This window comes from Microbacterium luticocti DSM 19459 (assembly GCF_000422405.1).
In the GTDB taxonomy this organism is placed as follows: domain Bacteria; phylum Actinomycetota; class Actinomycetes; order Actinomycetales; family Microbacteriaceae; genus Microbacterium; species Microbacterium luticocti.
On record NZ_AULS01000018.1, the window covers coordinates 1 to 25230 of the forward strand.

The following is a 25230-nucleotide window of genomic DNA, read 5'->3' on the forward strand; positions in this document are numbered from 1 at the left end:
CGGCGTTACGGACGGTGATCGAGGTGCGCAGCAACGGCGAGGGCCGTGTGCTGGTCAGCCCCCGCAGCGGGTCTTTCGCGCGCGCTGGAGCCAGGTACCGGTCGATCGTTGCCGGACTCATCTGCAGCAGCTCGGCACGGACCTCAGGACAGTACCTGGCCTTCCCATCAACGAGCTCGCCGTGCCGCTCCAGCGAGTCCAGATGCGTCGGCATCGACACCGCCAGATACTTGCCGCACTCATGCCCAGACCACGCCCACACCCGCTGCAGCACCTTCACCGCGTCATACGAGAACTTCCGGCCCCTCGGCTTACGGGCCTTGTTCACCGCACGCGGCTTCACCGCCAGCGCGAGGCGACGGCGGGCGTTGTCCCGCGACCAGCCCGTGACCGCGACGACCTCGTCCAGCAACCGGCCACGATCCTTCTTCGACGCCTTCGCATACGCCCGGGCATACTTCGCCGTGATCTCCACCCGCGTCGCCATCGACAGCTCACTTCCCATGCCACGACGATCACCGTTTCGCGGGCAATCTCAACTGAGGCACCGAGGGCGTTTCGCGGGCATCCCTCGTGAGTCTCGTCGGGGTATGGACAGTGTCGGCGAGCGGGGGTATGGTCAGCCCCAACAGGGGGACCACGACTCAGGGGGGTGAGTGTGGACGTTCCGTCGAAGTTCGGACGAGCCGTGTGGCTCGCGCTCATCGGCGTGGGCTTCTCGCTCGCTTGGATCGTGCTCGCCGTCGTGCTTGGCTGGGGCGCCCCGGGGGCGCACGCCGACACCGGCCCGCAAGATCAGCCGCCCGGACACCACGGGCTGTCATCGCTGGTCGGCGCGGTCGTGAACGCCGTCGGCGACACGGCCGACACCGCCCTCGACACGGTCGATCACACCGCGCGCACCGTCACTCATACCGTCGCCACGGCGACGAAGGCGGTCAAAGCCGACGAGACGCCGGCGGCCGGCCCCGCAGCGAACGCGGCGAAGACGGTGGTGAAGGATGCCGCGGCGCCCGTCGTGACCACCGTCGTCAAGCCCGTCGCGAAGGCCGTGGTCAAGCCGGTCGCCAAGGCGGTCGTCGCGCCGGTCGCGAAAGCCGTGGTCACGCCGGTCGCGAAGGCCGTCGTCACGCCGGTGCTCACGCCCGTCGTGAAGGCCGTGACCACCGCCGCAGACACCGGGATCGTCAAGACGGCGACCACACCCGTCGTCGCCGTGATCACGCCCGTCGTACATGCGGTGGCCCCGGTCGTGAAGACCGTCGAGAAGCTGCCGGTGGTCGGGGCCGTGGTCACCCCGCTCGATCTGAACGGCACGGTCGCCGACGTGACCGACACCGTCACCGGCATCGTCGAGAACGCCGCAGGCACCGTCGACGACATCGTCGGTTCCACCGTCACCACGGTCACCACCCTCCCCGTCGTGGATACTCCACCCGTGCCGGTACCGCCTCCCGCTACGGAAACCGGCCCGACGCCGGGCGTTCCTGTCGACGGCGCTCCCGGCGCCCCATCCTCGGCGACTCCCGCGAGTTCCACGGCCACCTCCGCGGGTGCGCAGCCCACGACCGACAGTCGGGCTGCGGCATACGTCTCGGCCGCGCCGTCTGCGACGACGCTCGCAGCCTGGTGGGCGGCCGCGGCACGGACCGGATCGCATCTGACCGCCGCGGCTTCGGTCGCGGTCATCACCTCAGCGTCGACGCTGCCGGCCGCACTCGGCGCGTTGCCACAGCTGTCTTCCCTGCCCGGCGTCACGGCCGCGGCGGGTTCGAGCGGTCCCGCAGGGGCGGGATCCGCGGCGGCCGCGATGCTCGCGGTCGGTTTGGTCCTCGCGCATCGTGCCTGGGCGCGCCGAGGACGGCCGGACGACGAGATGTCGCCGCCGGCACCCGTGTACGGCACCGACGTCTCTCCCGACTGATCGGGGATCCGACCGCCCTGGAGGCGGCATGGTTCCTGCGCGCTTTCGCGCGTCCCTTCCGATCAGTCCGAGGAGGACTCTCTCATGCACACGTTCGTCAAGCGCGCCCTGTGGGGCACGCTCCTGGCCGGCGGCATCACGCTCGTCGGCGCCACGGTCGCCAACGCGGCCGAAACCTCGGGGGGCGACGGACTGCTGTCCGGCACCCAGGGGATCATCAGCATCGACGCCCCGGTGAGCATCACCGACAACGCGATCTCACTCGTGGGCGACTCGGGCTCGCACTCCGACGGGGGCACCGCTCCCGCGAGCGCGGCCACCACGCCGTCTGCGTCCACGACCGGCCAGGGGGGCGCCGGGTCGGGGACGCAGGCTCTCATCTCGGTGCACCTGCCGGTCACCCTCACCGGCACGGCAGTGTCGGCCGTGGGCGACTCGACCACCGCCGACGCGCCGGCCGCGGCGCCCAAGGCGGCGCTGCCCGCAGCACCCAAGGCGGCGCCGCCCGCGACGCCGAAGGCGACCACTCCGGCGTCCCAGCCGGCTGCGTCGACGTCCGGCGCCGCAGGAACGGCCTCCGGCACCCAGGCGCTCGTGCACGTGGATGCACCGGTCACCGTCGGCGGCAACGCCGTCTCGGTGCTCGGCGACAGCACGTCACAGCACGCCACCACCTCGGCACAGGGCACGGATGCCACCACCACACCGGCGGCCACCGGCCCCGCGGCGAGCACCTCCGGCACCGACGCGATCGCCGGCGGCACCCAGGTCGTCGCCCCGATCACCGCACCGGTCACCGTCGGCGGCGACGCCGTCTCGGTGCTCGGCGACAGCACGTCGCAGCACGCCACCACATCGGCACAGGGCACGGATGCCACCACCACCCCGGCGGCCACCAGCCCGGCTGCGAGCACCTCCGGCACCGACGCGATCGCCGGCGGCACCCAGGTCGTCGCCCCGATCACCGCACCGGTCACCGTCGGCGGCGACGCCGTCTCGGTGCTCGGCGACAGCACGTCGCAGCACGCCACCACATCGGCACAGGGCACGGATGCCACCACCATCCCGGCGGCCACCAGCCCGGCGGCCACCAGCCCGGCGGCGAGCACCTCCGGCACCGACGCGATCGCCGGCGGCACCCAGGTCGTCGCCCCGATCACCGCACCGGTCACCGTGGACGGCAACGCCGTCTCGGTGCTCGGCGACAGCACCTCGACCGGAACCGCGACGCCCGGCACCACCGCCCCGGCCACCGGCCCGGCAGCGACCGGCCCCGCCGCTACCACCAGCGGTGACGACGGCATCCTCGGCGGGACCCAGGTCGTCGCCCCGATCACCGCACCGGTCACCGTCGGCGGCGACGCCATCTCGGTGCTCGGCGACAGCACGTCGACCGGAACCACGACGCCCGCCACCACCGCCCCGGCCGCCGGCCCGGCGACGACGGGCCCCGCCGCTACCACCAGCGGTGACGACGGCATCCTCGGCGGCACCCAAGTCGTCGCCCCGATCACCGCACCCGTCACCGCCACCGGCGACGCCATCTCGGTCATCGGCGACAGCACGTCGACCGGGTCGTCCGGCACCGTGCCGGTGACGTCGGGCGGCACGCCGGGCGTGATCGACACCAGCGGGATCGGAGGGATCCTCGGCGGCACGCAGATCGTGCTGCCGGTGACCGCTCCCGTCACGATCGGCGGGGACGCCGTCTCGGTGATCGGTGACGCCACGACCGAGACCCCGGGTACCCCGGGCACCGACGAACCCGGCACCCCGGGGACGGACGAGCCCGGCAACCCCGGCACCAACGAGCCCGGCAACCCCGGCACCGACGAACCCGGCACTCCGGGCACGGACGAACCGGGTACCCCCGGCACCGACGAACCGGGTACCCCCGGAACCGACCAGCCCGGCACCCCCGGCACGCACGAACCCGGCACGACGCCCACCGGCACCGACCAGCCCGGCACCACGCCCACCGGCGCGACGCCGACCGGAACCGCGCCGGCCCCGGCCGCCGTCGCTGTCACCGCAGCCGCGGACGGACAGCTGGCGTACACGGGAGGCACCGTGCCGTTCGGTGTGCTGCTGCTCGGCCTGGTCCTCATCGCCCTCGGCATGGTCCCCGTGCTGAGGCGTCGCGCGGCGTGATCCCCGCGAGCGGGCGCCGTCCCCAGCGCGCCCGCCCGCAACGCCGCACCTCGGATGCCGCGGACGGTACATCCCATGTCCCGCCGCCCGCGGCATCCACCGCGCCCGCCCGCACCACTCGGCCGCCCTCACCACCCGGCCGCCCGCACATACGCAGCGGCCGCCGACCCGAAGGTCGACGGCCGCTGTGACGACGGTGCTGCCTTACTTGGCGGCGACCACCTGCAGCGTGATCACGGCGGTCAGCTCGTCGCGCAGACGAACGGTCGCCTCGTGCTCACCGACAGCCTTGATCGGCGAGGTGATGTGGATCTTGCGCTTGTCGAGCTCGCCCAGGCCCGCGGCCTTGACGGCGTCGGCGATGTCGCCGGTCTTCACCGAGCCGAACAGGCGCCCCTCGGCACCGGCCTTGACGGTGAGCCGGACCTTGTTCGACTCCAGGGCCTCCTTGAGGGCCACGGCGTCTTCGTGCGCGTGGATCGCGCGCGCCTCGCGGGCGGCGCGGATCGACGCCACCTGCTTCTCGCCGCCACGGGTCCACGTCACCGCGAAGCCCTGCGGGATGAGGTAGTTGCGGGCGTACCCGTTCTTGACCTCGACCACGTCGCCGGCGCTTCCGAGCCCGGCGACCTCATTCGTGAGAATCAGCTTTGCCATTGCGGTGCTCCTTAGCGGCCGGCGCCGGCGTAGGGCAGGAGCGCCATCTCGCGCGCGTTCTTGATGGCGCGGGCGATGAGGCGCTGCTCCTGCACGGAGACACCGGTGATACGACGGGCACGGATCTTGCCGCGCTCCGAGATGAACTTGCGAAGGGTGGCGACATCCTTGTAATCGATGACGCCGACCCGGATCGACTTCGCGGGGGCGGCGTTCTTCGCGCCCTTCCGCGGCTTGCGGCGGTCGCCGCTCGACTTTCCAGCCATGTTGTTTCCTTAGATCAGATGAGTTCTTGTGTGGGATGCCTCGGCCCGGGCGTTCTGGTCACCCATGCACGTCTCGACTCGCGCCCTCCGGGCGCTCGACGACCGGATGCCCGGCGTCAGAACGGCGTGTCGTCGCCGTAGGACCCGGGGGTCGACCATGCGTCGCCGCCGCCGGACGAGCCGGGGGTCGCCCACGGCTCCTCCGAGACCTGCTGCGGGCGCTGGCCGCCGGAGCCACCGGCAGAGCCGCCGGACGAGGCCGCGCGGGTGACCTGGGCGGTCGCGTAGCGCAGCGAGGGGCCGATCTCGTCGACCTCCAGCTCGATCGCGGTGCGGTTGTTGCCCTCGCGGTCCTGGTACGAGCGCTGCTTGAGGCGCCCCGACGCGATGACGCGCATGCCCTTGGTCAGCGACCCGGCGACGTGCTCGGCGAAGTCGCGCCAGACGCTCGCGCGCAAGAACAGCGCCTCGCCGTCCTTCCACTCGTTCGCCTGACGGTCGAAGGTACGCGGCGTCGACGCGATCGTGAAGTTCGCGACGGGCAGGCCGGACTGCGTGTAGCGCAGCTCGGGGTCTGCCGTGAGGTTTCCCACGACGGTGATGATCGTCTCGCCGGCCATCGTCGTTACGCCTTCGCGGGAGCGGCCGCCTTGCGGGCGGCCTTCGCCTCGGAGCGCTGCTTCTCGGCGGCGACCAGGGCGATCGCCTCCTCGGCACGCAGAACCTTGGTGCGCATGATCAGCTCGCTGAGCTTGAGCTGGCGATCGAGCTCCTGGGTGGCCTCACTGGTCGCGGTGAAGTTCACCACGGCGTAGATGCCCTCGGACTTCTTCTGGATCTCGTACGCCAGACGGCGGCGGCCCCAGATGTCGATGCTGTCGATCGTCCCCTTGGCGTCGGTGATGACCTTGAGGAACTTGTCCAGGTGCGTCGGCACCTGGCGCTCATCGATCTCAGGGTTGAAAATGACCATGAGTTCGTACTGGTGCGTCACTAACCCACCTCCTTCGGACTAGAACGGCTCGCAGGCATTTCCCACGGGCAGGAGGGTGTGGTGCACGTCGTCCGGACGCAGATTGCGCCGGACAACCTTCACAGTGTATCGGATGCCACGGCCCACGCGTACCTCGTCATCCTCCGCCGCGGCGTGGCACCCGGCCCCGGCACCCGACACCTGGCATCCGACACCTGGCATCCGGCCCCGGCATCCGGCCCCTGGCATCTGCCCGCGACATCCGGCACCTGGCATCCGGTCACCCGGCCCACCCCGGCACCCGCGGTGCACAACTGCGGGGATTCTCACCGCGGTGCGGCGTGTCGCGCGGTTCGCACGGCGTGTCGCCGAAAATCCCCGCCGTTGTGTTCGGGTGTCACGTTCGAGTCCTGGGTTCGGGGGTCACGTTCGGGCCCTGTGTTCGAGTGTCACGTTCGGTCCCTGTGTTCGGGCGTCACGTTCGGTGTGTTCGGGCGTCACGTTCGGTCCCTGTGTCCGGGATGCCACGGCGCGGGGCCCCCGGTAGCGTGGCCTCATGGAGTGGACGGCGGATGTCGCGACCGGCGACTGGCTGCGCGAACGGCTCGACGCCCCATGGGCATACACGATGCACGACGTCGTGCCGCGCGGGTTCGAGGCGTACGCGCGCGTGTTCCACCCCGCAGCACGGGAGCGCCCAGAGGGGCGGCCATGGCCTGCGCTGCCGTTCGATGCCCACCGGAGAGAATGGGATGCCTTCCACCGCGCGAATCCGAAGACCATCACCGAACCGGTGACCTGGGCGCAGACCGCCGCCGCGATGGGCACGACGATGCACCCGCTCGCGCAGTGGACGCACCTGGTGGCGCCCGGAGTCATCGTCGAGAACGAGGACTTCTCCCCCGACAGCGACGGCTGGCGCTACCTCGACCCGGAACTGGGCGCCCTCGACCCGCAGCCCCTCGCGACGCTGGCGGCGCTGCTGGCCGAAGCGACGACGACGCCGGATGCCGGGTGCATCGCGATCTGGGAGGGCTGGGGCGACCTGGTCGGCGGCATGCACGTGGACCAGCCGCATGGCTTCTTCTTCCCCGAGCCCGGTATGCCCAGGCGCTACGTCGGTGGCGCGCCGGACTCCCCCGGACAGGCACGGACCGAGGCCATCCTGTACCGCTCGCTCAAGGACGTCTTCAACAACCCCTTCCGCAAGGCGACCTGGCGCCCCGGCATCCTCTCCGATGAGATCTCACGCGGACCGCGCCTGGAACTGCCGAACCGGTCGTACGTGCTGTTCCGCGGCGGGATCTCGGCGTTCACCGACCCGGCATGGGTGCTGGACGTGCCGTGGCGCGATCTGCCGGCCGAAGAGCACGGATTCCCGCCGTCGTCCCGCCCGCCGAACCTGGTCTGGCCCGACGACCACGCCTGGGTGATGGTCAGCGAGATCGACTGGGACTCGACGATCGTGGCCGGTTCGACCGAGCTGATCGACGCGATCGTGGCCGATCCGGCACTGGAGGCGGCATCCGTCCCCGCCGACGCCGACCTGTCGTGGGACGCAGATGAGGAGAACCGATGAGCCAGGCCGTGGCATCCTTCGACCCGTCGCCGCTCACCGAGCCGGTCGACAAACGCGCCGCGCGCGCGTTCTGGAACCGGGTGCGGCCGGCGGGCGCCGACGTTCCGAAGATCCTCGGCGCCGTGCTGTTGGCGGTGTTCGCGGTGTTCTTCGTGATCACCGCCGGCCAGGTGTTCGGGGCGTTCTTCCGGGCGGGCGGGAGCGTCGGCGGAGGGTTCGGCGCGGTCCTGTTCGGCGCGGTCGTGGTGGCGGGCGCCATCGGCATCGTGCGCGGTTTCTTCGGCGCGGGCGATGCGGTGCGCGCCTACCGGCTCGACCGATTCGCGCGCGCGAACGGCATGAGCTACACGCCCGGAGTCGACGAGCCGGCCCTGCCGGGCATGATCTTCACCCAGGGGCACAGCCGTCGTTCGTCCGATCTGGTGCGCGGGCAGCGGCCGCGGTTCGTCGAGTTCGGCAACTACGTCTACAAGACCGGATCGGGCCGCAACGAGGTGACGCATCGGTGGGGATACGTCGCGGTCAAGCTCGACGTGCCGCTGCCGAACATCGTGCTAGATGCCGTCGGCAACAACACCCTGTTCGGGTCGGACCTGCCCGCCTCGTTCGCGCGCAACCAGCGCCTGCATCTCGAGGGCGACTTCGACGAGCACTTCGCGCTGTATTGCCCCACCGGCTACGAGCGCGACGCGCTGTACCTGTTCACCCCCGACATCATGGCCCGCTTCATCGACCACGCCGCCGCGCTCGACGTCGAGATCGTCGACGACTGGCTGTTCCTGTACGCGCCGCGCCCGCTGTCCACCATCGACCCGGCCACGTGGGCGTGGCTGTTCGCGACGGTCGGCGCCATCCTCGACAAGCTCGCGCAGTGGGGGCGCTGGCGTGACGGGCATTCGGCGACGGATGCCACGACCTCGGCCGGTGCGATGCGACCCGGCAACGGGGGGACGGATGCCGCCGGCCCGGCCGACGCGGCCGCCTCGGTGCCCGCCGGATCCGCGCCGGTGCCGAGATCGCCCCATCCGGGGGCGGCGGCGCTGCCGTTCGCGGCGCCCGGCCACGCGCGCACGCCCCCGCCGGGCGTCGCACCGGAGGGGCGTCGGCTGCGCCGGACCGCACCCGTGGTCGGCCTCGTGGTGGTCGGGGTCTTCGTCGTGATCTGGCTGTGGGGGACCTTCGGCTCGTTCTTCTCGGCGATGTTGCACTGACTCCGACCTGCACGGACGGCTCAGTCGGGTCAGTCGTGTGCGCCGGGCCCGGCCTTCAGCATCCGTGCCAGCAGCCGCCCGAGCGGGCCGGTGAGAAACAGCAGGAACAGCGCGTAGTAGCTCACCGCCGCGACGGTCACGGCGACCACGAGTGCCGCAGCGAACAGCACGGCCATGGCGATGTCGAACGCGATGCCGCGTCGCAGCGCGACGGTGGGCACCTCGTGCAGCTCGGGCCGGCGCAACAGCACCAGGCGCTGCACCAGGGCCAGGATGCTCGTGCAGATCATCGTTCCGATGTAGACGGCCTTCACCAGCTGATCGTCGTCGGGCATCACGCCGATCAGAGCCGTGGCCACCGGCATCCATACGATCGACAGCAACCACGCGATGCACACCCACAGCAGCCCGCCCGAGACGCGGTGCACCTGCGCGAACAGGTGGTGCTGGTTGACCCAGAAGCTCGCGATCACGGCGAAACTCAGCACGAAGCTGATCAGCTGCCACTGGTGCTCGGCCAGCCACGTGATGGTGCCGGCGGCAGGGTCGGCGTCGCCGACGCTCTCCATCAGCGGCAGGATCAGCAGCGTCATCGCGATCGCGACCACGGCGTCGATGAACGCCTTGGCCCGTTCGGACGAGTAGACGCGCTGCAGCCGCGGGTCGTCGGCGGAGTCTGTCACGGTCGGATCGTATCGGCACAGCCGGGGTCGAGCGGATAGGCTCGCGAGAGCGAAGGGAGCGACGATGCACGATCTTCAGCAGGCGCACGCCACGCGGGCGTGGGTGAGCGAGGCGGTGCGCCGGGTCGAAGCCGACGCGAACAGGTCCTCCGACACGCACCTGTTGACGGTGCCGCTGCCCGAGCAGTGGGGCATCGAGCTGTACCTGAAGGACGAGTCCACGCATCCCACCGGCAGCCTCAAGCACCGACTGGCGCGCTCACTGTTCCTGTACGGGCTGTGCAACGGCTGGATCGTCGAGGGCACCACGATCGTCGAGTCCTCCAGCGGATCGACGGCCGTGTCCGAGGCGTATTTCGCACGGATGCTGGGGCTGCCGTTCGTCGCCGTGATCCCCAGTACCACCACCCAGGAGAAGATCGACCTCATCGAGTTCTACGGCGGTCGCTGCCACCTGGTCGACGACCCGGCCACCGTCTACACCGAGGCGGCGCGGATCGCCGCCGAGTGCGGCGGCCATTACATGGACCAGTTCACCTACGCCGAGCGCGCCACCGATTGGCGCGGCAACAACAACATCGCCGAGTCGATCTTCCAGCAGCTCGCGCGCGAGCGGCACCCCGTGCCCCGGTGGATCGTGGTCGGCGCCGGCACCGGAGGCACGAGCGCGACCATCGGTCGCTACCTGCGCTATCAGCGGCATCCCACCCAGCTGTGCGTGGCCGACCCCGAGAACTCGGTGTTCTTCGACGCGTGGTCGACCGGCGACGCCGCCGTCACCGGCGACGCGCCCAGCCGCATCGAGGGCATCGGCCGGCCCCGGGTCGAGCCGAGCTTTCTGCCGCAGATCGTCGACCACATGGTGCGGGTGCCGGATGCCGCCTCCATCGCGGCGATGCGGTTCCTCGCCGCGCGCACCGGGTTTCGCGGCGGAGCCTCGACCGGCACGAACCTGTGGGCCGCGTTCGGCCTGATCGCCGACATGCTGCGCCGCGGCGAGACCGGGAGCGTGGTCACGCTGCTGTGCGATTCGGCCGACCGGTACCGCGACACCTACTGCTGCGACGACTGGCTGACCGATCGCGACATCGACCTCGCCGGCCCCGCCGCCGTGCTCGAGGAGTTCGCCGCCACCGGCGCCTGGCCCGACCCCGGGCACTGAGCGCGCGCCGCTCGCTTCTGCTCGGTCGCAGAACATGCCCACCGGACCCAGGGATACCGGCCACTACTGCGACCGGCCGCCGTGCCGGTCGCAGAACACGCCCACCCGGGACGCCAGAGGCGGCACCTTCTGCGACCCCGTCCGCCGCGCCGGCACCGGTCAACGACCGGGCTCAGCGCCCAGAGTCAACGACCAGAGTCAACGACCAGAGTCAGCGCCCGGAGTCGGCGGCGGCCTCGGCGGCGGATGCCGCGACCCAGGCGGCGCGGCGGGCCGCCTGCTGCTCGGGGTCGGGCACCGGGATCGAGGCGAGCAACCGGCGCGTGTAGTCGTCCTGCGGGTCGCCGAGTACCGCGGCGGTGCTGCCCTGCTCGCGGATCACCCCGCGCCGCAGCACCACGATGCGGTCGGCCACCTCGTCGATGACGGCCAGGTCGTGGCTGATGAACAGGCACGCGAACCCGAGCTCGCGCTGCAGCTCACCGAACAGCTCGAGCACCCGCGCCTGCACCGAGACGTCGAGCGCACTGGTGGGCTCGTCGGCGATGAGCAGCTTCGGCTGCAGGGCGATCGCCCGCGCCAGCGACGCGCGCTGGCGCTGCCCGCCGCTCAGCTCGTGCGGGAACCGGTCGCCGAACGATCTCGGCAGATGCACGGCGTCGAGAAGGTCGTCCACCCGGCCGCGTGCGGCGCGCGGGTTCGCCGCGCGGCCGTGCACGATCAACGGCTCGGCGATGCACTCGGCGATCGTCAGCAACGGGTTGAAGCTCGTCGCCGGGTCTTGGAACACGAACCCGATGTCGGGGCGCAGTCTCTTCAGCGAGCGCATCGACGTGCCGCGCATCTCGTGCCCGAGCACCCGCAGCGACCCGTCCACCACCTGGGTCAGGCCCACGATGGCCCGCCCGATGGTGGTCTTGCCCGACCCCGACTCACCGACCAGTCCGAGCACCTCGCCGGGCGCGACCCAGAAGTCCACGCCCTTGACCGCCACCACGCCGGTGCGGCCGAACCGTCCGGGGTAGGCGATGTGCAGGTTCTCGGCCACCACCGGCGACCCCTCGGGCGCCGCGGTCGGGGTCGGGGCCGCGGCATCCTGCGTGGCACTCTTGCCGCGCCCCACGTGGGGCACCGCCGCCAGCAGCTTCTTGGTGTAGTCCTCGCGGGGCGCGGCGAACAGCTCGCGCGCCGGCGCCTGCTCGACGATGTCGCCCTGGTACATCACGATCACGCGGTCGGCGAGGTCGGCGACCACGCCCATGTTGTGCGTGATCAGCACGACCGTCGCGCCGAACTCGTCGCGGGCGGTGCGCAGCAGGTCGAGGATCTCGGCCTGCACGGTCACATCCAGCGCGGTCGTCGGCTCGTCGGCGATGATCAGTCCGGCGTTCAGCACCAGCGCCATCGCGATCACGATGCGCTGCTTCTGGCCGCCCGAGAACTGGTGCGGGTAGTCGTCGACGCGGCGCTCGGGCTCGGGGATGCCCACCCGGCGCATGATGTCGACGGCACGCTCGCGCGCCTCGCGCTTCGAGATGCGGTGGTGCGCACGCAGGCCCTCGGCGATCTGGAACCCGACCGTGTACACCGGGTTCAGCGCCGTCGACGGCTCTTGGAACACCATCGCCGCGTCACGCCCGCGCATCGCGCGCAGCTGCGCGTGCGAGGCGTGCACCACGTCGGTCTCGTCGCCCTCACGCCCGCGGATGATGAGCGCACCAGACAGCGTCGCGGTCTCGGGCAGCAGCCCGAGCAGCGCGTTGGCGGTCACGGTCTTGCCCGACCCCGACTCGCCGACGATGGCCAGCACCTCGCCGGCATGCGCCGCGAGCGAGATGCCGTTGACGGCGACGACGGGTTCGGCGTCGGTCGCGAAGGTGACGGTGAGATCGCGAATGGATGCCGCGTCCCGCGGCTGCTGCACTGTCTCGCTCATTCGTCGCCTCCGGTGGGGGCCTTGGCCGCCGATGCCGCCCGGCGCCGGCGGCGCAGACGCGGGTCGCTGAGGTCGTTGAGGCTCTCGCCGACCAGGGTGATGCCGAGCACGACGATGACGATCGCGACCCCGGGCGGGATCGCCGTCCACCAGATGTGACTGGTGACATCCGACACCGCGCGCGACAGGTCGTAGCCCCACTCGCTGGCGGCGGTGGCCTCGATGCCGAACCCGAGAAAGCCGAGCCCGGCGAGGGTCAGCACGGCCTCGGACGCGTTGAGCGTGACCACGACCGGCACCGACCGGGTCGAGTTGCGCAGCACGTGCCGCACCAGGATGCGGAAGGTCGGTACGCCGATGACCCGCGCGGACTCGACGAACGGCTCGGCTTTGACCCGCACGACCTCGCTGCGCACGATGCGGAAGTACTGCGGCACGAACACCACGGTGATCGAGATCGCCGCGGCCAGGATGCCGCCCCACAGAGTGGACTGACCGTGGCTGATCACGATCGCCATGACGATCGCCAGCAGCAGCGACGGGAACGCGTAGATGGCGTCGGCGATGACCACGAGGATGCGGTCGAGCCAACCACCGAAGTACCCGGAGACCAGACCGATGAAGATACCGATGAAGATCGAGAACAGGATGGCGCACACGATCACCAGCAGCGCGGTCTGCGCGCCCCAGATGGTGCGCGAGAGCACGTCGAAGCCGCTCACCGTGGTGCCCAGCGGATGCGCGGCACTCGGCGGCTGCAGGGTGCCGAAGTCGTGTCCGTCGACGGTGCGCTGCGCATAGCCGTAGGGGGCGATCAACGGCGCGAAGATCGCCACGATCACGAACAGGCCGGTCAGCACCAGTCCGGTCACGAGCATGGTGCGCTGCCAGCCGACGCTGTGCCGCAGGTGCGAGATCACCGGGATGCGGTCGGCCAGGGGACGCTTGCGCGGCGCGGTGGCCGGCAGCACGCCGGTGGGCATCGGGTCGAGCACGCCCGTGGGGGTGGGATCGGTGACGGGTGCGTCTGGGGTGGGTTCGGCCGGTTCGGCAGGCAGGTTCTCGCTCATCGTCAGTACCTCACTCGCGGATCGATGAGCACGGCGATCACGTCGACGATGAAGTTCGTGACGGCCACGACCACCGCGATCATGATGACGATGCCCTGGACGGCGACGAAGTCGCGCGCCTTGAGGTAGTCGGCCAGCATGAACCCGATGCCCTTCCACTCGAACGAGGTCTCGGTGAGCACCGCGCCGGCCAGCAGCATCGCGATCTGCAACCCCATCAGGGTGACGATGGGGATCAGCGCCGGTCGGTAGGCGTGTTTGGTCAGCAGCCGGTATTCGCCGACGCCGCGCGAGCGGGCGGATGTCACATACTGGGCGCCGAGCGTGCCGATGACGTTGATGCGCACCAGGCGCAGGAAGACCCCGGCGGTGAGGATGCCCAGCGCCAGCCCCGGCAGCACGGCATGCCAGAGCACGTCGGCGACGGCGTCGGGATTGCCCAGCCGGATCGCGTCGATGAGATAGATGCCGGTGGGATGGTCGAGGCTCTGCAACTGCAACTCGACCCGGGTCGAGGCCCGGCCCGAGACGGGCAGGATGTTGAACTGCACCGCGAAGACCAGCTTGAGCAGGATCGCGATGAAGAAGATCGGGGTGGCGTAGCCGAGGATGGCGGCCACCCGCAGCAGGGCGTCCTGCCAGCGGTCGCGCTTGTATGCGGCGAGAAGGCCCAGCGGGATGCCGAGGATGAACGCGACGATCAGGGCGTAGAACGCCAGCTCGAGTGTGGCCGAACCGTACTGCAGCAGGATCGTGGTGACCGGTCGATGGTCGGTGAGGGTGGTGCCGAAGTCCCCCCGGAACACCCCCGCGAGGTAGTCGGCGTACTGCACGATCAGCGGTCGGTCATAACCGGCCTCGTGCACGCGCTCGGCCAGCTGGGCCGGCGGCAGCTTGCCGCCCAGGGCCGCGGTGATCGGGTCGCCGGTCAGCCGCATCAGGAAGAACACGACGGTGACCAGGATGAACACCGTCGGGATGATCAGCAGCAGGCGGACCAGGATGAACCGCCACAGCCCGCCGCTGCGGGCGCGCACGGGTTTGGCGGCGAGGTCGGCGTCTTCGACGACGGTGGTCATGCGTGAACCTTACTCAGAACCCGTCGCTCGGCGGGCCCCGGTCGCCCAGCGAGCCGCCAGGCGGGTCGACACCATCCGGCGGGAGGTGTCGACTCGCCCGGCTCGCTGGGCGACTGGGGCGGACGCGACGAGCGGGTTGTGGATTGCTCGACTACTTGTGCAGCGGGGCGTAGCGGAACTTGAACGAGGCGTCCAGGGTGGTGCCCTGCACGTCCTTGCCCACGACCGCGACCTGGGTGCCCTGAAGCAGCGGCAGCGTGGACAGGTCCTTGGCCACCAGGTCCTGGATCTGACCGATCTCGTCGGTGCGGGCCGCGGCATCCGTCTCGGCCTGCTCCTTGGCGATCAGGTCCTGCACCTGCTTGTTGTCGTAGTGGTTCGACAGGAAGTTGTCCTTCGTGAAGAACGGCGACAGGTAGTTGTCGGCGTCCGAGAAGTCCGGGAACCAGCCCAGCTGGTACATCGGGTAGACGTCGGAGGTGCGGTCCTTGGAGTACTGCACCCACTCGGTCTGCGCCAGGTTCACCTTGAACAGGCCGCCCTGCTCGAGCTGGGTCTTGATCGCGGCGTATTCGTCACCCGAACTCGGGCCGTAGTGGTCGCCGTTGTACTGCAGGTTCAGGGTGACCGGGGTCTTCACGCCGGCGTCCTGCAGCGTCTTCTTCGCCTTGTCGAGCGAGGGCCCGCCGTTGCCGTCGCCGTACAGCGACTTCAGCGCCTCGTTCGCTCCGGTCAGGCCCGAGGCGACGTACGAGTACAGCGGCGTGTAGGTGTCTTTGTAGACGTCCGAGGCCAGCTGGTCGCGGTCGACGAGGTCGGCCATCGCCTGGCGCACCGCCAGCGACTTGGCCGGATCGGCGTCGGCGGTCTTGGCACCGAACGGCATCGTGTCGAAGTTGAACACGATGTAACGGATCTCGCCGCCCGGTCCCTTCACGACCTGCACCTTGTCGTTCTTCGACAGGTCGTCCACGTCGGTGGCCGACAGGCTGCGGTAGGCCACGTCGATGTCGCCGTTGGCGATCGCGAGCTTCAGGTTCGAGGCATCCGCGTAGTACTTGGTGGTCACACCGCTGTTCTCGGCGGCGCCGAGCTCGCCCTGGTAGTCCTTGTTCGGCTCGTAGTTGATGAGCTCGTTGACCTTGTACGAGGTGATCGTGTACTGACCGGCGAACGGCTTGCCCTTGACGATGTCGTCGTCGGGGGTGACCTTGTCGGCGGCGAACACCTGCTCGTCGACGATCGGACCGGCGGGGCTGGAGAGCACCTGCGGCCAGGTCTGGTCGGCGCTCTTGAGGTGGAACACGACCGTCGTGTCGTCGGGGGTGTCGATGCTGTCGAGGTTGCCCAGCAGCGAGGCGGGACCGTTCGGGTCGTTGATCTTGATGATGCGCTCGAACGAGAACTTCACGTCCGACGAGGTGAGGTCGTCGCCGTTGGCGAACTTCAGGCCCGGCTTGAGCTTGACCGTGTACTCGGTGGGGGCGGTGAAGGATGCCTCGGTGGCGATGTCGGGGGTGACGTCGGCCTTGCCGTAGGCGGTGTTCATCAGGAACGGGTAGATCTGGTTCATCACCGCGAACGACCCGTTGTCGTACGAACCGGCCGGGTCGATGGAGGTGATCTTGTCGGTCGTGCCGATCAGCAGCGGCGAGGTGTTTCCGCCGCCGTTGTTTCCGCCGTTGTTTCCGCCGCCGCCGGCGCAGCCGGCCAGGACGATCGCCGACGCGCTGAGCGCGCCGAGCGCGAACAGCACGCGCGTGCGCGTGGGTGTCTTCGATGACATGTCGTTCCCTCTGCTGTGAGCGAAGAGGCCGCGCAGGGTGACGCAGCCGGATGCCCTCCATCTTTGTTGTTCGCGGTGCATTCAGGCAATCACCACGCCGCTTCCGTGATCAGACCGCAATGCGCTCACCGCCGAACGGTCGCTCCGGTGCCTCAGGCTCCCCGCCTGTCTGCCACGGGGTTCGCCGCGGCTTCGCCGCCAGGTCACCGCGATGTCACCCGCCGGTCGCGCGGTGTTCGCCCGCAGCCTGTGGTGTGGAGGCGGGCCGGGTTCCGGCATCCATCACTGACACACTCGGGAGCAACTGGAATGACCCCCACCACCACCCGTCGCCGCGTTCGTCGCGGCGTCGCCCTGGTCGCGGCATCCGCCGTCGCCGCCGGCACCGTGCTGGCGCTCGGCGCCGGTGCCGCCATGGGCTCCGGCGCCGTCACGGCCGACTCGCACCGCGTCACGCACGATCGCACGCAGGATGTGCGGCAGGCGATCGTTTCCGGCAAGGCGAAGAACGTGATCCTGCTGATCGGCGACGGCATGGGCGACAGCGAGATCACCATCGCCCGCAACTACGCCTACGGCGCGGCCGGCACCCTGCCCGGCATCGACGCGCTGCCGTTGACCGGCTCGTACACCACCTACTCGGTGTACGAGGACGGCCCGAACAAGGGCAAGCCCGACTACGTCACCGACTCGGCCGCCAGCGGCACCGGCTGGTCGACCGGCACCAAGACCTACGACGGCGCCATCTCGGTCGACGTCGACCACACGCCGCTGCCCACGCTGCTCGAGATCGCCAAGGCGAACGGCCTGCGCACCGGCGACGTGTCGACCGCCGAGATCCAGGACGCCACCCCGGCGGTGCAGGTCGCGCACGTCGACAGCCGCTCGTGCTACGGCCCCGACAGCGCCTCGTGCGGTGAGAACGCGCTCGATCGCGGTGGCCTCGGCTCGATCTCGGAGCAGCTGCTCGACACCCGCCCCGACGTCGTGCTCGGCGGCGGCTCGGCCTCGTTCGGGCAGAAGGCGAAGGCCGGCCCGTGGCAGGGGTCGACGCTGTTCCAGCAGGCGACCGCCCGCGGGTACCAGGTGGTGACGGATGCCGCCGGCTTGAAGCGCGTGACGAAGGCGAACCAGTCGCAGCCGCTGCTCGGCCTGTTCACGCCGGGCAACTTCCCCACCCGCTACGCGGCGACCACGGCGACCGTGGGCGGGGCGGACAAGGCCGTGACCTGCCAGGAATCGCCCGACCGACTGCCGAAGGACCTGTCGCTGGCGGCGCTGACCGACAAGGCGATCGACCTGCTGTCGGCGGGTCGCACCAACAGCGGCAAGGGCTTCTTCCTGCAGGTCGAGGGCGCCTCGATCGACAAGCGCGACCACGCCGCCGACGCGTGCGGCCAGATCGGCGAGACGCTCGACCTCGACGAGGCCGTGCAGGTGGCGCTCGAGTTCGCCAAGAAAGACAAGAACACCCTCGTGCTGGTGACCGCCGACCACGCCCACTCCAGCCAGATCGTGGACTCCACCCCGCCGACCTCGCTGTCGACCGCGGTGACCACCGCCGACGGCACCGTCATGAAGATCTCGTACGGCACGTCCGGTGCCGGCGGCTCGCAGCAGCACACCGGCACCCAGCTGCGGATCGCCGGGTACGGTCCGGGGGCGGCGAACATCGTGGGGCTGAGCGACCAGACCGACACGTTCACCACGATCGCCCGCACGCTGGGCCTGAAGACCGACACCGCGGCGCTCAGCCGCAAGGCCGGTGTCGAGTCGGGCTACGCCAAGCCCGGCAAGAAGGTCACCGTCACCGCGACCGGGTTCGCCGGCGACCGCCAGGCCACAGTCGCGTTCGGGGGCCAGACCCAGCGGGTCGACGTGATCGACGGCCGTGTGAATGCCGTGTTCACCGCACCGGTGCCGACCGGCCGCCAGCAGGTCGTCAAGGTCACCGTGACCGGCGCCCAGAGCGGCGTCGCCAAGACCGCGAAGATCACGGTGCGCCGCTAGGTTCACCGCGCACCGCCAGGTTCACGTGCGCATCCGGCGGCATCACACCGAGGCGGCCGGCCCCGACAAGGGCCGGCCGCCTTGCGCATGTCCGGTTCGCGGCCGGTCAGAGCACCTTCGACAGGAACGTCTTGGTGCGCTGGTGCTGCGGGTTGGTGAGCACCTCGTGCGGGTCGCCGGATTCGACCACGACGCCGCCGTCCATGAACACCACCTGGTCGCCCACCTCGCGGGCGAAGCCCATCTCGTGCGTGACCACCACCATGGTCATGCCCGAGGTCGCCAGCTCCCGCATCACGTCCAGCACCTCGCCGACCAGTTCGGGGTCGAGGGCGCTGGTCGGCTCGTCGAACAGCATCAGCTTCGGGTCCATCGCCAACGCCCGGGCGATCGCCACCCGCTGCTGCTGGCCGCCCGACAGCTGGGCGGGATAGTGCCCGGCCTGCTGCGCGAGCCCGACGCGCGCGAGCAGGTCGCGGCCGCGGGCTTCGGCATCCTTCTTCGACACGCCCTTCACCCGCATCGGCGCCTCCATCACGTTCTGCAGCGCCGTCATGTGCGCGAACAGGTTGAAGTGCTGGAACACCATGCCGATGTCGCGGCGCTGCCGGGACGCCTCGGTGGGCTTGAGCTCGTAGAGCCGGTCACCGCGCTGGCGGTAGCCGATCAGCTCGCCGTCGACGAACAGCCGGCCGGCGTCGATGCGCTCGAGATGGTTGATGCAGCGCAGGAACGTGGACTTGCCCGAGCCGCTGGGCCCGATCACGCACATCACCTGGCCGCGCTGCACGGTCAGCGAGATCGACTTCAGCACCTCGTTGGCGCCGAAGCTCTTCGACACGGCGATGGCCTCCACCATCGGCACGGTCTGCGCCGGAACGGTCATCCCTTCCCCCCGATCTCGATGCCCACGCCGACCACGGTCTCGCCGGCGGCACCGACGACGGGTCGTGAGCGGTCGGTGCCACGCGCGAACCGCTTCTCGACGAAGTACTGCCCGACCATCAGCACCGAGGTGAAGAACAGGTACCAGACGGATGCCACGATCAACAGCGGGATCGGAGCGAAGATCGTCGCCGAGATGTCGCGGGTGCGCCCGAACAGGTCCATCGTGTACGGGATCGCGACCACCAGCGACGTGGTCTTCAGCATCGAGATGACCTCGTTGCCGGTGGGCGGGATGATCACGCGCATCGCCTGCGGGATCACCACGCGGCGCATGGTCTGACCCCACGACATGCCGAGCGCCGTGCAGGCCTCCTCCTGACCGGGGTCGACCGACAGCAGGCCGGCACGCACGATCTCGGCCATGTACGCCGACTCGTTCAGCGCCAGGCCGACCACCGCGATCAGAAACAGCGGCGGTGTCCAGCTGATCGGGATCTCGGCCCAGGTGTGCACGAACGGGATGCCGATGATGAACGTCTTGTAGATGAGGGTCACCAGGCCCCAGAACACCAGCTGCACGTACACCGGCGTACCGCGGAACACCCACAGGAACGCCCAGGCGATCCACTTCAGCACCGGGTTGGGCGAGAGCCGCATGACCGCGAGGATCAGGCCCAGCACGATGCCGAACACCATCGACAGCACCGTGAGCGCGAGCGTGATCATCGCCGCCTGGGTGACGCGGGTGTCGAACAGGTACTTGCCGACGATGTCCCACTGGAACGCCTGCCGCTGTGCGGCGTCCAGGATGAACAGCAGCACCAGGATGATCAGGATCACCGCGACCGTGTTGCGCCACGGATGCCGCAGCCGCACCGCCTTGATCGCCTCGGCGCGTTCGATCGGGATGTTCGACGTGTCGATCGGGCCGGGTGCCGGCCCCGACCCCGAGCCGGCCGAAGCCGACCCGGGTCGTTGTGCGTCGCTCATGGCTACTGCTTCGAGGCCGCGTTGACGTCGGCGGCGGTGACCGCGCCGTCCTCGACGCCCCACTTCTGCAGGATCTTCAGGTAGGTGCCGTCGTCGATCAGCGCCTGCAGGGTGTTCTTGATGACGTCGGTCAGCTCGCCGCCCTTCTTGGTCGCGAACCCGTAGGGGGCCACGTCGAAGGTCTCGCCGGCGGCCTGGATCTTGTCGGCCTGCTGGTGGATCGCGTACTCGGTGATCGGCGAGTCGGCGCTCATCGCGTCGACCTGGCCGAGCACCAGGGCGTTGGTGGCCTGGTCCTGACCGTCGAACTTGAGCACCTGGATCGCGGCCTTGCCGGCGTCGGTGCAGGCCTTCGACTTGGCGGGCACCTCTTCGGTGTCTTCGTACGTGCCGGCCTCGACGGCGACCTTGAGACCGCAGGCGTTGTTCGGGTCGACGTCCTTGCCCTTGGCCGAGGCCCACAGCACACCGGCGCTGTAGTAGTTGACGAAGTCGACCTGCTTCTCGCGTTCGACGGTGTCGGTGAACGACGAGACGCCGAGGTCGTACTTGCCGCCCACGATCGACGGGATGATGTTGTCGAACTTCGCCGTGGTGTACTGCGTCTTCACGCCCAGCTTGGCGGCCATCGCGTCGGCCAGGTCGATGTCCCATCCGATCGGGTTGCCGGCGTCGTCCTTGTACTCGTTCGGCGCGTAGGTCGGGTCGGTGCCGATCTTGAGCACCCCGGCGGTCTTGACCGCGTCGGGCAGTGTGGCGGCGAGCGCGTCGTCCTTGGTGACGCCGTACGGGTTCGCCCCCGCGCTTGTGCCGGAGCCGCCGTCGCCTGAGGCACCGGGGTTCTCGGCCGCCTCGTTGTTCACGCAGCCGGTCAGCAGCAGTACCGCCGCGACCGCGGCCACGGGCAGAGCGAGCATTCTTCGCATGTCGTACCTTCCTCGTCGTTGAGGGATAGCGGAGCCTACGGGTCGGCGCCGATGTCCTGAATTCTATGTACACACTGCCAGATCGACGGTGACGATCCGATCACGTGACGTCTGGCCGGTCAGACACGCGGGCCCCAGGCGGAGGTCCGACCGGGGCTTCGGCCGGGTACGGCATCCATCGCCACCGCGCGAACCGGCGGTCGACACCCTGGCCACCACCGGCGTCCGTGACGAATGTCATGGGCGGATCGTGACGGGCGTGTGCGGGCGCGGCGGCCGCGGCATCCGAGCATGGAGGCATGGAAACGACAGCAGTGACACGGGCAGGGCGGGTGGATGCCGCATCCGACGCCCCGCCGCCGGCCATCGCGGCCAGCGGGGTGACCAAGAGCTTCGGGCGGGTGCGTGCCGTGCAGGGCGTGGACCTGCACGTGAACGCGGGTGAGGTCGTCGCCTTCCTCGGGCCGAACGGGGCGGGCAAGACCACCACGATCGACATGATCCTGGGGCTGAGCCGCCCCGACACCGGCGAGATCAGCGTGTTCGGCACCACGCCGCGCGGCGCGATCGCCCGCGGCTACGTGTCGGCGGTGCTGCAGACCGGGGGGCTGCTCAAAGACCTCACGGTGCGCGAGACGGTTGAGCTGACCGCGAGCCTGTTCTCGCAGACCCGTCCGGTCGACGAGGTGCTGGCGCGGGCGGGCATCGCCGAGATCGCCGCGCGGATGGTGGGCAAGTGCTCGGGCGGGCAGCAGCAGCGGCTGCGGTTCGCGATGGCGCTGCTGAGCGACCCGGGCCTGCTGATCCTCGACGAGCCGACCACCGGCATGGACGTCGAGGGCCGCCGCTCGTTCTGGCAGGCGATCCGCGCCGACGCCGACCGCGGCCGCACCGTGTTGTTCGCGACGCACTACCTCGAAGAGGCCGATGCGTACGCCGATCGCATCGTGCTGATGAGCCAGGGGCGCATCGTCGCCGACGGCACCACCGCACACATCAAGAACCTGGTGGCCGGGCGCATCGTGAAGGCGACGCTGCCGGGCGCCGACCCGGTGGCCCTGGCGGCGATCGACGGCGTCAAGGACGTCGAGGTGCAAGGCGACCGCGTCGTGATCGGCACCTCCGACTCCGACGCGCTGGTGCGACACCTGCTGACGGCGACCCCGGCGTGCGACGTGGAGATCTCGTCGCAGAACCTCGAGAGCGTGTTCCTCGCGCTCACCACGGAAGGAGAGGCGCGATGAGCGCTGTGACCACGACCGCCCCGGTGTCGCTGGAGCGCACGGTGCCGCCGTTCGGCGGCTTCAACCTGCGGTTCCTCGGCATCGAGCTCAAGCGCCGCATCCGCAACTACCGCACGCTGGTGTTCACCGTGGTGTTCCCGGTGGCGATGTACTTCATGGTGGGGTATCCGCAGCGCGACGTGCCGCTGATCGACCACCAGCCGATCGCATCGGGCGGGCTGTCGGTGGCCGCCTACATCATGGTGTCGATGGCCGTGTACGGCGCGATGATGTCGGCCACCGCCTCGGGCGCGGCCGTCGCGCTCGAGCGGTCACTGGGCTGGAGCCGGCAGCTGCGGCTCACTCCGCTGAGCCCGGTCGCGGCCGTGGCCACGAAGGTGATCGCCGGGATGCTGTTCGGCCTGCTCGCGATCGTCGCGACCTACCTGGCCGGGGCCCTCACCGGGGTGCGCATGTCGTGGTCGCAGTGGATCGTGTCGGCGCTGGTGGCGTGGTTGCTGGGCGCGGCGGTGTTCACCGCACTCGGGCTGATGATGGGATACCTCGTGCCCGGCGAGAACGCCATGCAGCTGACGAGCCTGGTGATCGTGTTCCTGGCGTTCATCGGCGGCCTGTTCTACCCGGTGAGCATGATGCCCCAGGTGTTGCAGGATGTCGCGGCGTGGACGCCGGTGTTCGGTATCGGCGAGCTGAGCCGGGCTCCGCTGACCGGGGCCGGGTTCGACCTGGGCGCGTTCCTGAACGTGCTGCTGTGGCTGGCGCTGTTCATCGCCGGTACCGCGGCGCTGTTCCGCCGCGACACCCAGCGCGTCTGACCGCTCCCTGCGCGCGCACGGTGCACCCGCCATCCGTGGTGGGGCACCGTGCGCCGGTCGTGTGGCCGATCACGAGATTAGGGTGAGGACGATGGACGAGGACACGGCCGCGAACCGGCGGCGGGCGCTGGGTCCGCCCTGGCCGGTGCTCCCGCGCGCGGCCGGGCCCGCGCCGTTCACGACGCTGCCGCAGGCGCTGTACTCGCGCGGGGCGGTGAGCTGGTACGTCGGCGGTGGCCTGTCGCTGCTGTGGCTGATCGGCACCGGGCAGGATGTGATCTCGCAGTCCGGTTCGGTGGCGACGGCGATCGTCGGCATTGCGCTGACCGTGCTGTTCGGCCTCGGGTTCCTGGTGACCGTGCCCACCGGGTGGTCGCTGCCGGCGCCGTGGCGCGCGCTGCCGGTACTGGCGCTGTTCGCGCTGTCGTTCACACTGTTCCCCTGGCTGAGCTGGGGCGTGCGGGGCCTGTGGACCTACGTCGGGGTGTCGCTGGGCATGATGCTGCTGGGCTGGCGGGTGACGATCCTCGGCATCACCGCGCTGTCGCTGACGGCGCTGTGGTTCGGGGCGCTGCTGGACGGCTTCACCGAAGACGACCTGTGGATCCCGGCGATCACGTTCTCGATCTCGTTGATGATGGCGGCGTTCGCGAACGCCTTCGCTGCGCTCAACCAGCTGCGCCGCACGCAAGAGAGCCTCGAGCAGATGGCGGCCGAGCGCGAGCGCGGTCGCGTGGCCCGCGACATCCACGACATCCTCGGCCATTCGCTGACCGTGATCACCGTGAAAAGCGAGCTGGCGGCCCGGCTGATCGACGCCGATCCGGCGCGGGCCAAGGCCGAGGTCGGCGACATCGAGCAGCTCGCCCGCGGCGCGCTGGCCGACGTGCGCGCGACGGTCGCCGGGTTCCGCGGCGTGACCCTGGGCGGCGAGCTGGCGGCGGCGCGCGCGGCGCTCGAGGCGGCGGGCATCGCGGCCGAGCTGCCGACGGCGACCGATGCCGTTCCCCCCGCCGCGCGCGAGCTGGCGGCGTGGGTGGTGCGTGAGGGCGTGACGAACGTGGTGCGGCACTCCGGTGCGCGCCGGTGCGCGGTGCGGCTCGGGCAGCGCGAGGTCGAGGTGGCCGACGACGGCGTGGGGCCGGCGGCATCCATCGCCTCGTCGACCGGGCTGAGCGGGCTGCGGGAGCGCGTCGAGACCGCGGGCGGACGGATGTCGGTCGGCCGCAGCGACCTGGGCGGGTTCAGCCTGAAGGTGGGGTTGTGATGATCCGGCTGTTGATCGCCGATGACCAGGCGCTGGTGCGCGGTGCGTTGTCGGCGCTGCTGAACCTCGAGAGCGACATCGAGGTGGTCGCCGAGGTGGGGCGCGGCGATGAGGTCGTGGCTGCGGCGCGGCAGGCGCAGCCCGATGTGGCGCTGCTGGACATCGAGATGCCGGGCATCGACGGCATCGCCGCGGCGGCGGCACTGCGAGAGAAGGTGCCGGGATGTCGCGCCCTGATCGTCACCACGTTCGGTCGGCCGGGGTACCTGAAGCGGGCGATGCAGGCCGGGGCGGCCGGCTTCGTCGTGAAGGACACGCCGGCGCCGCAGCTGGCCGATGCGGTGCGGCGGGTGGCGCAGGGGTTGCGGGTGGTCGATCCGGTGCTGGCGGCGGAGTCGCTGGCGCAGGGCGACTCGCCGTTGACCGAGCGTGAGACCGACGTGCTGTCGGTGGCGCGCACCGGCGGATCGATCGCCGACATCGCGCGCATCCTGCACCTGTCCGAGGGCACGGTGCGCAACCACCTCTCCAGCGCCATCGGCAAGACCGGCGGACGCAACCGAGCCGACGCGGCGCGCATCGCCGAGGCCAACGGCTGGCTGTAGCGGGCGCC

The 25230-nt window shown here is 70.3% G+C and carries 22 protein-coding genes and 1 pseudogene; 10 read left to right on the plus strand and 13 right to left on the minus strand.

Annotated elements, in window-relative coordinates; genetic code table 11:
* A pseudogene (locus H577_RS17700) lies at positions 1-487 on the minus strand (integrase catalytic domain-containing protein); the annotation flags it as partial.
* Positions 488-652: 165 nt separating this feature from the next.
* Here H577_RS17700 and H577_RS0111525 point away from each other — a divergent pair.
* Positions 653-1924, plus strand: coding sequence for a hypothetical protein (locus tag H577_RS0111525; RefSeq protein WP_029146072.1), 1272 nt, complete (start codon positions 653-655; stop codon positions 1922-1924).
* 84 nt (positions 1925-2008) lie between these two features.
* A complete protein-coding gene (locus tag H577_RS18180; protein ID WP_029146073.1) occupies positions 2009-4075 on the plus strand; it encodes a beta strand repeat-containing protein in 2067 nt (688 codons plus the stop codon).
* 204 nt (positions 4076-4279) lie between these two features.
* Here H577_RS18180 and rplI read toward each other — a convergent pair whose 3' ends face one another.
* The 4 genes from rplI to rpsF form a co-directional block, all read right to left on the minus strand.
* Positions 4280-4732: a 50S ribosomal protein L9 gene (gene rplI / locus H577_RS0111535; RefSeq protein WP_029146074.1), complete on the minus strand. Its 453-nt coding sequence runs from the start codon at positions 4730-4732 to the stop codon at positions 4280-4282.
* 11 nt (positions 4733-4743) lie between these two features.
* The gene (rpsR, locus tag H577_RS0111540) at positions 4744-4998 is read right to left on the minus strand and encodes a 30S ribosomal protein S18 (RefSeq protein ID WP_029146075.1); all 255 of its coding nucleotides are present in this window, start codon (positions 4996-4998) and stop codon (positions 4744-4746) included.
* Positions 4999-5114: 116 nt separating this feature from the next.
* Positions 5115-5618, minus strand: coding sequence for a single-stranded DNA-binding protein (locus tag H577_RS0111545; protein ID WP_029146076.1), 504 nt, complete (start codon positions 5616-5618; stop codon positions 5115-5117).
* A 5-nt stretch (positions 5619-5623) separates the two neighbouring features.
* Positions 5624-5992 (minus strand): 30S ribosomal protein S6, encoded by a 369-nt coding sequence (gene rpsF, locus H577_RS0111550; RefSeq protein ID WP_029146077.1) that lies wholly within the window; start codon positions 5990-5992, stop codon positions 5624-5626.
* Positions 5993-6527: 535 nt separating this feature from the next.
* Between rpsF and H577_RS0111555 the strand changes: the two genes are divergently transcribed.
* On the plus strand, positions 6528-7550 hold the full coding sequence (locus H577_RS0111555) for a hypothetical protein (protein WP_029146078.1): 1023 nt from the start codon (positions 6528-6530) through the stop codon (positions 7548-7550).
* A complete protein-coding gene (locus H577_RS0111560) occupies positions 7547-8761 on the plus strand; it encodes a hypothetical protein (RefSeq protein ID WP_029146079.1) in 1215 nt (404 codons plus the stop codon). The genes H577_RS0111555 and H577_RS0111560 overlap by 4 nt, the downstream gene beginning before the upstream one ends.
* 29 nt (positions 8762-8790) lie before the next feature.
* Here the strand turns inward: H577_RS0111560 and H577_RS0111565 are convergent, their stop codons facing one another.
* Entirely contained in the window at positions 8791-9444 is a 654-nt protein-coding gene (locus tag H577_RS0111565) for a TMEM175 family protein (protein WP_036284903.1), read from the minus strand.
* A 64-nt stretch (positions 9445-9508) separates the two neighbouring features.
* Here H577_RS0111565 and cds1 point away from each other — a divergent pair, with 64 nt between their 5' ends.
* Positions 9509-10606 carry an L-cysteine desulfhydrase Cds1 gene (cds1, locus tag H577_RS0111570; RefSeq protein WP_029146081.1) on the plus strand — a complete coding sequence of 366 codons (1098 nt, stop codon included), beginning with the start codon at positions 9509-9511 and terminating at the stop codon, positions 10604-10606.
* A gap of 211 nt (positions 10607-10817) precedes the next feature.
* On the opposite strand, the gene H577_RS0111575 is transcribed toward cds1, so the two are convergent.
* From H577_RS0111575 to H577_RS0111590, 4 genes are all read right to left on the minus strand, one after another.
* Complete coding sequence (locus tag H577_RS0111575; protein WP_051191989.1) at positions 10818-12542, minus strand: dipeptide ABC transporter ATP-binding protein; 1725 nt, start codon at positions 12540-12542, stop codon at positions 10818-10820.
* The gene (locus H577_RS16330; RefSeq protein ID WP_036284944.1) at positions 12539-13525 is read right to left on the minus strand and encodes an ABC transporter permease; all 987 of its coding nucleotides are present in this window, start codon (positions 13523-13525) and stop codon (positions 12539-12541) included. Before H577_RS16330 ends, H577_RS0111575 begins: the two co-directional genes overlap by 4 nt.
* 89 nt (positions 13526-13614) lie before the next feature.
* The gene (locus H577_RS0111585) at positions 13615-14691 is read right to left on the minus strand and encodes an ABC transporter permease (RefSeq protein WP_029146083.1); all 1077 of its coding nucleotides are present in this window, start codon (positions 14689-14691) and stop codon (positions 13615-13617) included.
* A gap of 151 nt (positions 14692-14842) precedes the next feature.
* On the minus strand, positions 14843-16477 hold the full coding sequence (locus tag H577_RS0111590; protein ID WP_029146084.1) for an ABC transporter substrate-binding protein: 1635 nt from the start codon (positions 16475-16477) through the stop codon (positions 14843-14845).
* Positions 16478-16786: 309 nt separating this feature from the next.
* Here H577_RS0111590 and phoA point away from each other — a divergent pair, with 309 nt between their 5' ends.
* Complete coding sequence (gene phoA, locus H577_RS16335; RefSeq protein ID WP_036284906.1) at positions 16787-18487, plus strand: alkaline phosphatase; 1701 nt, start codon at positions 16787-16789, stop codon at positions 18485-18487.
* A 106-nt stretch (positions 18488-18593) separates the two neighbouring features.
* Here phoA and H577_RS0111600 read toward each other — a convergent pair whose 3' ends face one another.
* The 3 genes from H577_RS0111600 to H577_RS0111610 are packed head-to-tail and all read right to left on the minus strand — an operon-like array spanning position 18594 to position 21282.
* Complete coding sequence (locus H577_RS0111600; protein ID WP_029146085.1) at positions 18594-19373, minus strand: amino acid ABC transporter ATP-binding protein; 780 nt, start codon at positions 19371-19373, stop codon at positions 18594-18596.
* Entirely contained in the window at positions 19370-20365 is a 996-nt protein-coding gene (locus H577_RS16340; RefSeq protein WP_084516182.1) for an amino acid ABC transporter permease, read from the minus strand. The genes H577_RS0111600 and H577_RS16340 overlap by 4 nt, the downstream gene beginning before the upstream one ends.
* Positions 20366-20367: 2 nt before the next feature.
* Positions 20368-21282, minus strand: coding sequence for a transporter substrate-binding domain-containing protein (locus H577_RS0111610; RefSeq protein ID WP_036284909.1), 915 nt, complete (start codon positions 21280-21282; stop codon positions 20368-20370).
* Positions 21283-21590: 308 nt separating this feature from the next.
* Here H577_RS0111610 and H577_RS0111615 point away from each other — a divergent pair, with 308 nt between their 5' ends.
* From H577_RS0111615 to H577_RS0111630, 4 genes are all read left to right on the plus strand, one after another.
* A complete protein-coding gene (locus H577_RS0111615) occupies positions 21591-22535 on the plus strand; it encodes an ABC transporter ATP-binding protein (protein WP_029146087.1) in 945 nt (314 codons plus the stop codon).
* Positions 22532-23350 (plus strand): ABC transporter permease, encoded by an 819-nt coding sequence (locus tag H577_RS0111620; protein WP_036284913.1) that lies wholly within the window; start codon positions 22532-22534, stop codon positions 23348-23350. The genes H577_RS0111615 and H577_RS0111620 overlap by 4 nt, the downstream gene beginning before the upstream one ends.
* Before the next feature lie 91 nt (positions 23351-23441).
* Positions 23442-24617 carry a sensor histidine kinase gene (locus H577_RS0111625; RefSeq protein WP_029146089.1) on the plus strand — a complete coding sequence of 392 codons (1176 nt, stop codon included), beginning with the start codon at positions 23442-23444 and terminating at the stop codon, positions 24615-24617.
* A complete protein-coding gene (locus H577_RS0111630) occupies positions 24617-25222 on the plus strand; it encodes a response regulator transcription factor (protein WP_029146090.1) in 606 nt (201 codons plus the stop codon). Before H577_RS0111625 ends, H577_RS0111630 begins: the two co-directional genes overlap by 1 nt.
* Positions 25223-25230: the final 8 nt, after the last annotated feature.

Bases quoted from the DNA above. Each gene is read 5' to 3' on its own strand.
- phoA (WP_036284906.1), top strand. From the start codon at position 16,787: ATGACCCCCACCACCACCCGTCGCCGCGTTCGTCGCGGCGTCGCCCTG.
- H577_RS0111630 (WP_029146090.1), top strand. From the start codon at position 24,617: ATGATCCGGCTGTTGATCGCCGATGACCAGGCGCTGGTGCGCGGTGCG.
- rpsR (WP_029146075.1), bottom strand. From the start codon at position 4,998: ATGGCTGGAAAGTCGAGCGGCGACCGCCGCAAGCCGCGGAAGGGCGCG.
- H577_RS0111575 (WP_051191989.1), bottom strand. From the start codon at position 12,542: ATGAGCGAGACAGTGCAGCAGCCGCGGGACGCGGCATCCATTCGCGAT.
- H577_RS0111555 (WP_029146078.1), top strand. From the start codon at position 6,528: ATGGAGTGGACGGCGGATGTCGCGACCGGCGACTGGCTGCGCGAACGG.
- H577_RS18180 (WP_029146073.1), top strand. From the start codon at position 2,009: ATGCACACGTTCGTCAAGCGCGCCCTGTGGGGCACGCTCCTGGCCGGC.
- H577_RS0111590 (WP_029146084.1), bottom strand. From the start codon at position 16,477: ATGTCATCGAAGACACCCACGCGCACGCGCGTGCTGTTCGCGCTCGGC.
- H577_RS0111625 (WP_029146089.1), top strand. From the start codon at position 23,442: ATGGACGAGGACACGGCCGCGAACCGGCGGCGGGCGCTGGGTCCGCCC.
- H577_RS0111615 (WP_029146087.1), top strand. From the start codon at position 21,591: ATGGAAACGACAGCAGTGACACGGGCAGGGCGGGTGGATGCCGCATCC.
- H577_RS0111600 (WP_029146085.1), bottom strand. From the start codon at position 19,373: ATGACCGTTCCGGCGCAGACCGTGCCGATGGTGGAGGCCATCGCCGTG.
- rplI (WP_029146074.1), bottom strand. From the start codon at position 4,732: ATGGCAAAGCTGATTCTCACGAATGAGGTCGCCGGGCTCGGAAGCGCC.
- H577_RS0111610 (WP_036284909.1), bottom strand. From the start codon at position 21,282: ATGCTCGCTCTGCCCGTGGCCGCGGTCGCGGCGGTACTGCTGCTGACC.
- H577_RS16330 (WP_036284944.1), bottom strand. From the start codon at position 13,525: ATGCCCACCGGCGTGCTGCCGGCCACCGCGCCGCGCAAGCGTCCCCTG.
- H577_RS0111560 (WP_029146079.1), top strand. From the start codon at position 7,547: ATGAGCCAGGCCGTGGCATCCTTCGACCCGTCGCCGCTCACCGAGCCG.
- H577_RS0111545 (WP_029146076.1), bottom strand. From the start codon at position 5,618: ATGGCCGGCGAGACGATCATCACCGTCGTGGGAAACCTCACGGCAGAC.
- cds1 (WP_029146081.1), top strand. From the start codon at position 9,509: ATGCACGATCTTCAGCAGGCGCACGCCACGCGGGCGTGGGTGAGCGAG.
- H577_RS16340 (WP_084516182.1), bottom strand. From the start codon at position 20,365: ATGAGCGACGCACAACGACCCGGGTCGGCTTCGGCCGGCTCGGGGTCG.
- H577_RS0111585 (WP_029146083.1), bottom strand. From the start codon at position 14,691: ATGACCACCGTCGTCGAAGACGCCGACCTCGCCGCCAAACCCGTGCGC.
- H577_RS0111620 (WP_036284913.1), top strand. From the start codon at position 22,532: ATGAGCGCTGTGACCACGACCGCCCCGGTGTCGCTGGAGCGCACGGTG.